This is a genomic window from Anoxybacillus sp., from assembly GCF_036834105.1.
Classification (GTDB): Bacteria; Bacillota; Bacilli; order Bacillales; family Anoxybacillaceae; genus Anoxybacillus.
The window spans coordinates 1-5,417 of record NZ_DAITON010000145.1; the positions used below are offsets into that span (position 1 = coordinate 1).

General features: G+C 43.6%; 5 protein-coding genes. 4 read left to right on the forward strand and 1 reads right to left on the reverse strand.

The genetic code is table 11. The annotated features are described in order from the left end of the window. Positions 1-247 precede the first annotated feature (247 nt). From accD to pyk, 4 genes are all read left to right on the forward strand, one after another. Positions 248-1,120: an acetyl-CoA carboxylase, carboxyltransferase subunit beta gene (gene accD / locus V7Z64_RS11545; RefSeq protein ID WP_297987394.1), complete on the forward strand. Its 873-nt coding sequence runs from the start codon at positions 248-250 to the stop codon at positions 1,118-1,120. Continuing rightward, entirely contained in the window at positions 1,105-2,082 is a 978-nt protein-coding gene (accA, locus tag V7Z64_RS11550) for an acetyl-CoA carboxylase carboxyl transferase subunit alpha (protein WP_297987395.1), read from the forward strand. The genes accD and accA overlap by 16 nt, the downstream gene beginning before the upstream one ends. Before the next feature lie 181 nt (positions 2,083-2,263). Then, positions 2,264-3,223: a 6-phosphofructokinase gene (gene pfkA, locus V7Z64_RS11555; protein WP_297987396.1), complete on the forward strand. Its 960-nt coding sequence runs from the start codon at positions 2,264-2,266 to the stop codon at positions 3,221-3,223. Positions 3,224-3,271: 48 nt separating this feature from the next. Continuing rightward, positions 3,272-5,032, forward strand: coding sequence for a pyruvate kinase (gene pyk, locus V7Z64_RS11560; RefSeq protein ID WP_297987397.1), 1,761 nt, complete (start codon positions 3,272-3,274; stop codon positions 5,030-5,032). A gap of 107 nt (positions 5,033-5,139) precedes the next feature. On the opposite strand, the gene V7Z64_RS11565 is transcribed toward pyk, so the two are convergent. Then, on the reverse strand, positions 5,140-5,370 hold the full coding sequence (locus tag V7Z64_RS11565) for a transposase (RefSeq protein ID WP_297987398.1): 231 nt from the start codon (positions 5,368-5,370) through the stop codon (positions 5,140-5,142). Positions 5,371-5,417 lie beyond the last annotated feature (47 nt).

Below are 5,417 nucleotides of genomic sequence, written 5' to 3' on the forward strand. Positions count from 1 at the left end.
TTATTTATTGCTGCGCATTTGGCTTGTATTAAACGACTTTTTTGAGCACGTATATACAATAGATGTCCCTTCCGAGTTTTATGACGAAATGTCGCAGGCGCTACAAAAAAGATGTTGCGTAGAAGCAATGGCCGTTTATGAGCGATATGTGATGCAAAATATGTCGAAAGACAAATGACACAATATGACAAACAAAGTTGTCTCCATTCGGTAAAGTAGAAATGGACGAAGTAAGGGAGGGAAACATGTGCTAAAAGATTTGTTTTCTAAAAAGAAGAAATATGCGACCATTCCGTCTGAGCAAGCGAAGCAAGATGTACCAGAAGGCATTATGACAAAATGTCCGAAATGCAAAAAAATTATGTATACGAAAGAGCTAGTGAAGAACTTACGCGTTTGTATATCGTGCGGCTATCATCATCCGATGTCTGCTCCTGAACGTATTGCGTGCTTATTAGATGAAGGAACGTTTTGTGAATATGACCGTCACCTTCTTTCTAAAAACCCGCTCGACTTCCCGCAATATATGGAAAAGATTGAGGAAGATCGTGAGAAAACGAAGCTAAATGAGGCGGTTGTGACAGGAGAAGGAACGATCAACGGCTTTCCTGTCGTTGTTGCCGTGATGGATTCACGATTTCGTATGGGAAGCATGGGATCGGTCGTTGGAGAAAAAATTGCTCGCGCCATTGAACGGGCGATGGAGAAATCCGTTCCTTTCATTATTTTTACCGCTTCGGGTGGGGCGCGTATGCAAGAAGGTGTGTTAAGTTTAATGCAAATGGCAAAAACAAGTGCAGCATTAAAACTGTTTAGCGAACAAGATGGGTTAATTATTTCCGTCATGACTCATCCGACGACCGGGGGGGTGTCGGCGAGTTTCGCTTCGCTCGGAGATTATAATTTCGCTGAACCGGGGGCGCTCATCGGTTTTGCGGGGCGACGCGTCATTGAACAAACGGTTCGCGAAGAACTGCCAGATGATTTTCAAACAGCGGAATTTTTATTGAAACATGGACAATTAGATGCTGTCATTCCGCGTCATGAATTAAAAGACACATTAACAAATGTATTAGACATTCACCAAGCGCGAGGTGGGGACGAATGGCGTACGAACTAGAATTTGAAAAGCCGCTTGTAGAACTGCGAAAAAAAATTAGTGAGTTAAAAGAGTTTACGAAACATCGCGATGTCGATTTTTCAGATGAAATTAATAAACTAGAAGCGCGTCTTGAAAAGCTTGAACATGATATTTATGCTAATTTAAGTGCGTGGGATCGCGTACAAATTGCGCGTCATCCAAATCGGCCAACAACGCTCGATTATATTGAGCGGCTGTTTACAAATTTTTTCGAATGTCACGGAGACCGTTGCTTCGCGGATGATGAAGCGATTGTAGGAGGAATTGCTAAATATCGCGGATTGCCTGTGACGGTAATCGGCCATCAGCGCGGGAAAGATACAAAAGAAAATATTCGCCGTAATTTTGGTATGCCTCATCCCGAAGGATATCGAAAAGCGCTCCGTTTAATGAAACAAGCGGAGAAATTTGGGCGCCCCATTATTTGTTTCATTGATACGAAAGGAGCATATCCGGGGAAAGCAGCAGAAGAACGAGGACAAAGTGAAGCGATTGCTCGCAACTTATTTGAAATGGCAGGCTTAACTGTTCCTGTCGTATGCATCGTGATCGGTGAAGGAGGAAGCGGTGGTGCGCTTGCTCTTGGTGTCGGCAACTATGTTCATATGCTTGAAAATTCGACGTATTCCGTCATCTCACCGGAAGGAGCGGCCGCAATTTTATGGAAAGATGCTTCCCTTGCAAAAAAAGCTGCTGAAACGATGAAAATTACAGCAAAAGATTTAAAACAGCTCGGCGTCATTGATGAGATCGTTCCAGAAGTGCGTGGAGGGGCACACCGAAATGTCGATGAGCAAGCGAAATACATTGACGATGTGCTACAACGTTCATTGCGTCAATTGCTTCCATTAAGCGCTGAACAACTGATTGCGCAACGATACGAAAAATATAAACAGATTGGCGATTTTATTGAATCTCAACAACACGTATCGGTTATGTAAAAAGGTCATCATCGGATGGCCTTTTTACATGAAATAAATGATTTTGGGCAAACTTGTTGTAGTGAAAAAAATCAACGTTTTGTGAAACATTTCATTATGTATTGTGTTCCATATACCTTCATGTTATCTTAAAGTAAGAGGTCATACTTCTTATTTTATTTTTTTAAAGAGGTGAAGAGCGATGAAAAGAATTGGTGTGCTTACGAGCGGTGGCGATTCGCCAGGAATGAATGCCGCTATTCGTGCGGTTGTTCGGAAAGCGATTTACCACGGCTTAGAAGTGTACGGCATTTATCACGGATATGCTGGATTGATTGCCGGGAATATAAAGAAGCTTGAGATTGGCGATGTTGGCGACATTATTCATCGCGGCGGAACGATGTTATATACTGCCCGCTGTCCAGAATTCAAAACGTTGGAAGGACAGTTAAAAGGAATTGAGCAGTTGAAAAAACACGGTATTGAGGGGCTTGTTGTCATTGGTGGCGACGGTTCATACCAAGGGGCGAAAAAATTAACAGAGCACGGCTATCCTTGTGTTGGTGTGCCGGGAACGATTGATAATGACATTCCTGGAACAGATTTTACGATCGGATTTGACACAGCATTGAATACAGTGATTGACGCGATTGATAAAATTCGTGATACAGCGACATCTCATGAACGTACATACGTTATCGAAGTCATGGGGCGTCACGCTGGTGATATTGCTCTTTGGGCAGGACTTGCTGGCGGTGCGGAAAGCATTTTAATTCCAGAAGCTGATTATGATATGGATGAAATTGTCGCTCGCTTGAAGCGCGGACATGAGCGCGGTAAAAAGCATAGTATTATCATCGTTGCAGAAGGGGTTGGCAGCGGTGTTGATTTTGGTAAACGCATTGAAGAAGCAACAGGATTTGAAACGCGTGTAACTGTGCTAGGGCACGTACAGCGCGGCGGATCACCGACAGCGTTTGACCGTGTGCTTGCTAGCCGTTTAGGTGCGCGCGCGGTAGAATTGTTGCTTGAAGGAAAAGGTGGACGTTGCGTTGGCATCCAAGATAATCATCTCGTCGACCACGACATCATTGAAGCGTTAGCACAAAAACATACAGTTGACCAAAAAATGTACCAGCTATCAAAAGAACTTTCAATTTAGTGGTTATTTATGGTATCGTTTCCATATGCAAAGTGTAGGAGGGTATTTATGCGCAAAACGAAAATTGTTTGTACGATCGGTCCAGCGAGCGAAAGTGTAGAAAAGCTTGTGCAGCTCATTGAAGCAGGTATGAATGTCGCCCGCCTCAACTTCTCACACGGAAGTCATGAAGAACATGCAGCGCGCATTCGCAACATTCGCGAAGCATCGAGAATGACTGGAAAAACGGTTGCAATTTTATTGGATACGAAAGGTCCAGAAATTCGTACACATGACATGGAAAATGGAGCAATTGAGTTAAAAGCGGGCTCTGAGGTCACTATTTCGATGACAGAAGTGCTCGGTACGCCGGAAAAATTTTCGATTACGTATGAAGGGCTAATTGACGATGTGCATGTCGGCTCAACGATTTTATTGGACGATGGTTTAATTGGTTTAGAAGTATTAGCTGTTGATAAAGAAGCGAAAGAAATTAAAACAAAAGTGTTAAACGGCGGCGTATTGAAAAATAAAAAAGGTGTAAACGTTCCAGGCGTGAAAGTGAAATTGCCAGGCATTACAGAAAAAGATGCAGCCGACATTCGCTTCGGTATCGAACAAGGCATTGATTTTATTGCTGCATCATTTGTTCGTCGCGCTTCAGATGTGCTCGAAATTCGGGAATTGCTTGAGGCGCATGACGCGTTACACATTCAAATCATCCCGAAAATTGAGAACCAAGAAGGCGTAGACAATATCAATGAAATTTTAGAAGTAGCAGACGGTTTAATGGTTGCTCGCGGTGACTTAGGCGTCGAAATTCCAGCGGAAGAAGTGCCTCTCGTCCAAAAAGAGCTAATTAAAAAATGCAATGCGCTTGGAAAACCTGTTATTACAGCGACACAAATGCTTGATTCCATGCAACGAAATCCACGTCCAACCCGCGCTGAGGCGAGCGATGTAGCGAACGCCATTTTTGACGGAACAGATGCGATTATGCTTTCTGGCGAAACGGCAGCAGGCGCTTATCCAGTCGAGGCGGTACAAACGATGCATCGCATCGCTTTACGTACAGAACAAGCGTTGCAATACCGCGACTTATTATCAAAACGCAGCAAACAAAGCGGCACAACGATTACAGATGCGATTGGACAATCGGTTGCCCATACAGCGTTAAATTTAGATGTCGCAGCGATTGTGACGCCGACAGTGAGCGGTCATACGGCGCGTATGATTTCGAAATATCGCCCAAAAGCGCCAATTATTGCGGTGACATCTGATGAAGCAGTGTCTCGGAAATTAGCGCTCGTTTGGGGCGTTTATCCACGCGTTGCCCAACATGCAACGTCGACAGACGAAATGCTCGATATTGCTGTTGAGGCCGCTCTTGGCACAGGCATCGTCAAACATGGTGATCTCGTTGTCATTACTGCGGGAGTACCAGTTGGGGAAACGGGCTCAACGAACTTAATGAAAGTTCATATGATCGGTGATATGATTGCAAAAGGCCAAGGCATCGGTCGTAAATCAGCATTTGGAAAAGCGGTTGTAGCAAAAACTGCCCAAGAAGCGCTTGAAAAAATGGTTGAAGGTGGCATTTTAGTGGCGCCCGCAACAGATGCGGACATGATGAAAGCACTAGAAAAAGCTGTCGCGATTATTACGGAAGAAGGCGGTCTAACAAGCCACGCTGCAGTCGTCGGTTTGAGCCTAGGCATTCCAGTCATTGTTGGAGTAAACAATGCTACATCCATTTTAAAAGATGGACAAGATATTACGGTAGATGCGAGCTTCGGTGCGATTTATCGCGGCCATGCAAGCGTGCTATAATAAAGAAGGGGACAACCCCTTCTTTTCTTGTTTTGGAGGGATTTCAATGCGCCATATCTTTTTTCTTCTTTTTATAAGATTGGGCGTAAAACCCCTACGCCTTTAGGCTAGGGGATGTAAGCCCTAACGACCTTGTTCTTGAATATATTTTTGATATGAATATGGTCTTTGTCTATTTCTTGCTCAATAATTTGCCAACCGTAATGATTAGCTATTGATTCGATTTCAGTTTTAATATCATCACCGACTTTTAATAATAGCTTTTTTCGATATTTGCAAACAAATATGAAGTGACATATAAGCAAGTGCTTACTATGATTTTCGGAAATATACTTCATTGCTTTTCTAGGCCTTTGCGAATCAGTTCGTAAACTGCACCTGCAAA

Bases quoted from the DNA above. Each gene is read 5' to 3' on its own strand.
- accA (WP_297987395.1), top strand. From the start codon at position 1,105: ATGGCGTACGAACTAGAATTTGAAAAGCCGCTTGTAGAACTGCGAAAA.
- pfkA (WP_297987396.1), top strand. From the start codon at position 2,264: ATGAAAAGAATTGGTGTGCTTACGAGCGGTGGCGATTCGCCAGGAATG.
- pyk (WP_297987397.1), top strand. From the start codon at position 3,272: ATGCGCAAAACGAAAATTGTTTGTACGATCGGTCCAGCGAGCGAAAGT.
- V7Z64_RS11565 (WP_297987398.1), bottom strand. From the start codon at position 5,370: ATGAAGTATATTTCCGAAAATCATAGTAAGCACTTGCTTATATGTCAC.